Source organism: Edaphobacter sp., from assembly GCF_035532915.1.
GTDB lineage: Bacteria > Acidobacteriota > Terriglobia > Terriglobales > Acidobacteriaceae > Edaphobacter.
Window position 1 is genome coordinate 1 of sequence record NZ_DATKQC010000113.1, and the last position, 3,838, is coordinate 3,838.

Here is a 3,838-nt window from a genome sequence, read left to right on the forward strand (position 1 = left end):
AAAATCTCCGAGCGCAGCATCCACCTGGGTCATCTGCTCTTCGAGTACGCCACGAGCGAGATAGAGTCTGGCCTCCGAGGGAAGTTGCTGAATGCCAAGATTCAAAAAGTCGATGCCCACTTTGAAAGAACCGTGATTAAAGCAAATCTCAGAAAACGCAAGATATGTGTTTACGTTTTTGGGATCAAGCTCGATGGCCTTGCGAAGCCACTCGACAGCTTTTGGAGTTTCGTTCTCATCTTCGGCGAGTTGGGCGGCTAACAAGAACGCGTCGCTATTCCGAGATCCGGCATCGAGTAAAGGTTGCAGAGTAACAAGTGCGGCAGCTTGTTCTTTTATCGCGATCTGTGCGCGTGCCAACGCTATTCGATTCGCGCTCTGATTCTGCAATGCGAGCAACTGCGACAACACCGGCACCGCCTCGGCTGGTCTGCCTAAGATCATCAGGCAGCTACCATACTGCTGGAGAGCCGGGGGGCTCTGATTCACATGGGATGGCGCCTTCGCGTAGCTGTCGACAGCTCCCGCGCAAGCCCCGGCGCGAGCGTCAATTGCACCGAGCATGGCATAGGAAGTTTCATCTTTTGGGCGAAGCCGAATGACTTGATAAATAAAACTTTTCGCATCGGGCCTGTTTAGAGCATACGCAGTCTCAGCGGCTCCTTCTATCGCCGCAAGCGATTGGGGGCACTCCTTCACTGCAGTGCGAAATGCTTTGAAGGCAGGCTCTGTCTTCGACTCTCCACGAAGAGCAACACCGAGCATCACACTGACGTTGCAGTCTCCAGGATGAGCCAGGAGATAGGCGCCGGCAGACTGCTCTGCCTGAGAGAATTGCTGCGCGGCGAGAAGACGATAGATCTCCTGCTTTTGTGCCTGGGGGCTCTGTCCGAATGACTGTGGGGAAAGGGAAACAAAGACAATTGACAACGCGATCGCCGAAGAGGATTTTGACCAAGGCAACTTCATAACTTCTACGATACCGCTTAAATACCATAAGACGACCGTGTCCGGAATTAGCAGGTCACGGTCGCTCAGGCCTTTTCCTAAAAGGTGAGAGTGCCCCAATCTGAAGAAAGCGAGATACAGCCTGCCCGGTCGTTTTGCCAAAATCAGCATCGGGTTAATTGACATCTACATTAATCAGATTCGGATGATTGAAGACGTTGAAGAATTAACCACCTCGTCAAAGAGAAAAGTGATTCACATCCAGCAATCTCTGGCGACGACGAAAGACATGGCCCCCGACACCAAAAAGATGGCCGAAGACTCAGCCCGTGCCATGCTGTCTCTGCTCTCTGAAAACTCACAGACCTGCCAGATCCTTCCGAGCACCAGCGAGGCCGCACTGCCGCTGCTCCCATCCATGCGCGACGGCAAAAACGTCGATGCATACAAACTGGAGGTGGAGTTTCCAGAGACTAAAGCAGCGCTGCAGATCGATACCGCGGCGTCCGGGCTCTACATCAGCCGGACATTAGCGGAGGCAAACGGTTTCAAACCAAGTGCCGACACACCGCCCGGCACCGTGCACGTCGATCACCTGCAAGTCGGACCACTTGAATTTCGTGACTGCATCGACCTTCGCAAGAAAGTCCCGCCTGCCCGCCTCTCAATGACAGCAACTATTCCATTACTTCTACGATGCAAGCCAGAACCACAAGCTACCTGGATTCCAAACACCTGAAGCCAGGAGCAAAGATCACCTTGCAAGTTGACCGGTATTGGAAACTGCCGGGTTGCCAGCTCTCGCCCAAAGACATCGTCTACGGCCACGTTACCGCCGCCACAGCGAAGGCTGGAGGCTCGCAGCTTGGAATCGAGTTCGATAGCGCCGATTGTTACGGTAATACCAGGAGGGCGCTCCCGTTCAAAATCCTCGGCATGGTGGGAGCGCCCGGCGAATACAATCCGCTACATAACGCAGTGCCAACTGAAATCGGTGGAGGCAGAGGCCGCCAAATCAATGACACAGTCTCGGCCCTGGGCCTTGCGGAAGATCAAAGCCTGAACCCGGATAGCAATCCCAAGACGCTCCGTCCCGGGACGGTCGTGGGAATTCCACGCGTCACGCTGGCCCCCACAAGTGGACCATCATGCAGCGCCGAGCTCTCCAGCCCGGACCCCAGCGTTCGGCTCTCCACCGGAACGGAGTTCATCATGATGATAGAAAGGAGCGGGCCATAGAACAGCGAGCCGCCGAAGCTCTTACAAAGAGCGATCCAGTCTGCCTCCCTGTCAATCGACCAACATATCTTTCCCTTACGGCAATCCAATGTCCTAAACTAGAACTCAATGTCCATTCAAACCATTCGCCCCGCCCGCACGCTGCAAGGCTCCGTCACGCTGCCCGGAGACAAGTCCATCTCCCACCGCTACGCCATGCTCGCCGGCCTCGCCGAAGGCACCACCGTCCTCTCCAACTTTTCCACGGGGGCCGATCCCCATTCCTCCCTCGCCTGCATGGAAGCCCTCGGAGCGATAGTGGTCGAAAAGGACAAGACCATCGAAATCACCGGTGTAGCCGGTGCGTTTCGCCAGCCTGAGCATCCGCTCGACTGCGGCAACTCGGGCTCGACCATGCGCATGCTGGCCGGTTTGATTGCCCCTCATCCGCACACCTTCACCCTCATCGGCGACCACTCCCTCACCATTCGTCCCATGGAGCGAATCCGCAAGCCGCTCTCGAAGATGGGTGCAGAGATTCACCTTACCGGAGGCGATGGAGCCGTGGGCGGCCACGCTCCCATGACCATCGTCGGTGGCCCGCTCACGGCCATCGACTTCGACACCCCCATCCCTTCCGCACAGGTCAAAACGGCCGTTCTCTTTGCTGGCCTTCAGGCTAATGGCACCACCAGCCTCAGCGAGTCGGTCCGCACCCGCGACCACTCCGAGCATGCGCTCAAGGCGTTTGGCGCAACCCTCAACCGCGAGGGAGACAAGCTCAGTATTCCCGGCGGGCAGAAACTCAAGGCAATTGAGGCCACCGTTCCCGGCGACCTCTCCTCTGCCGCCTTCTTTCTCTGCGCGGCGCTCCTCTTCCCGGACTCCAACCTCATCCTCGACTCGCTCGGCATGAATCCCACCCGCGCTGCGCTGCTTGATGTCATCACCGCTCTCGGCGGCAGGATCAAGGTACTCAATGTCGAGGAACATCACGGCGAGTTGATCGGCACGATTCAGGTGAACACCACACCCGGCGGCCTCAAGGGCATCGCCATCTCGGGCGCGCTCTCTGCCCAGCTCATCGACGAGCTTCCAGTCATCGCTGCTATCGCCCCGTACACCCGCGAAGGCATCACCATCCGTGACGCCAAGGAACTCCGCGTCAAGGAGTCCGATCGCATCGCACTCGTCGCCAAAAATCTCAAGGCCATGGGAGCCAAGTTCACCGAACACGAAGACGGCCTCACCATTCCCGGCAACCAGCAGCTTCACGGCGCTCAGATCGACTCGGGCAGCGATCACCGCATTGCGATGGCCTTCTCCATCGCGGCTCTGCGCGCCGTCGGCGACACTGAGATTCATGGAGCGGAAGCCGCAGCCATCTCCTTCCCGGAGTTCTTCACGTATCTCGACAGCCTTTGTCAGCGTTAGATATGAATTTCGGTCAAGAAGCCTACCGAGACTGAGGTTCCGGTCGGCTTCCTGGCCGCATCGCGATACGAGCCCTCTCGTTGTCCGTGGAGCTCAGCGTAGACTGCTTCGCCAAATGGAAGGGCGGAGTTGCTTACATCTTGTAGCGGCCCATGTCGTCGTCGTTCAGATTTTCCAGCCATCGCCGCATCTCGTCAGCGTTGACCGTCTGCGCACCGTTCGCTGCCTGTTTCGAGTT

4 protein-coding genes are annotated in these 3,838 nt (G+C 57.4%); 3 read left to right on the forward strand and 1 reads right to left on the reverse strand.

Going from position 1 to position 3,838, the window contains the following annotated elements; translation table 11 throughout:
* Positions 1-1,134, reverse strand: a 1,134-nt coding sequence (locus VMU57_RS05760) for a tetratricopeptide repeat protein (RefSeq protein ID WP_325381679.1), incomplete at its 3' end; no start/stop codon positions are given.
* A gap of 19 nt (positions 1,135-1,153) precedes the next feature.
* Between VMU57_RS05760 and VMU57_RS05765 the strand changes: the two genes are divergently transcribed.
* The 3 genes from VMU57_RS05765 to aroA all read left to right on the forward strand — a co-directional run bounded on the left by VMU57_RS05765 (position 1,154) and on the right by aroA (position 3,600).
* A complete protein-coding gene (locus VMU57_RS05765; protein ID WP_325381680.1) occupies positions 1,154-1,687 on the forward strand; it encodes a retropepsin-like aspartic protease in 534 nt (177 codons plus the stop codon).
* Positions 1,688-1,707: 20 nt separating this feature from the next.
* A complete protein-coding gene (locus tag VMU57_RS05770; protein WP_325381681.1) occupies positions 1,708-2,187 on the forward strand; it encodes a hypothetical protein in 480 nt (159 codons plus the stop codon).
* Between the two features lie 108 nt (positions 2,188-2,295).
* Positions 2,296-3,600: a 3-phosphoshikimate 1-carboxyvinyltransferase gene (aroA, locus tag VMU57_RS05775; RefSeq protein WP_325381682.1), complete on the forward strand. Its 1,305-nt coding sequence runs from the start codon at positions 2,296-2,298 to the stop codon at positions 3,598-3,600.
* Positions 3,601-3,838: the final 238 nt, after the last annotated feature.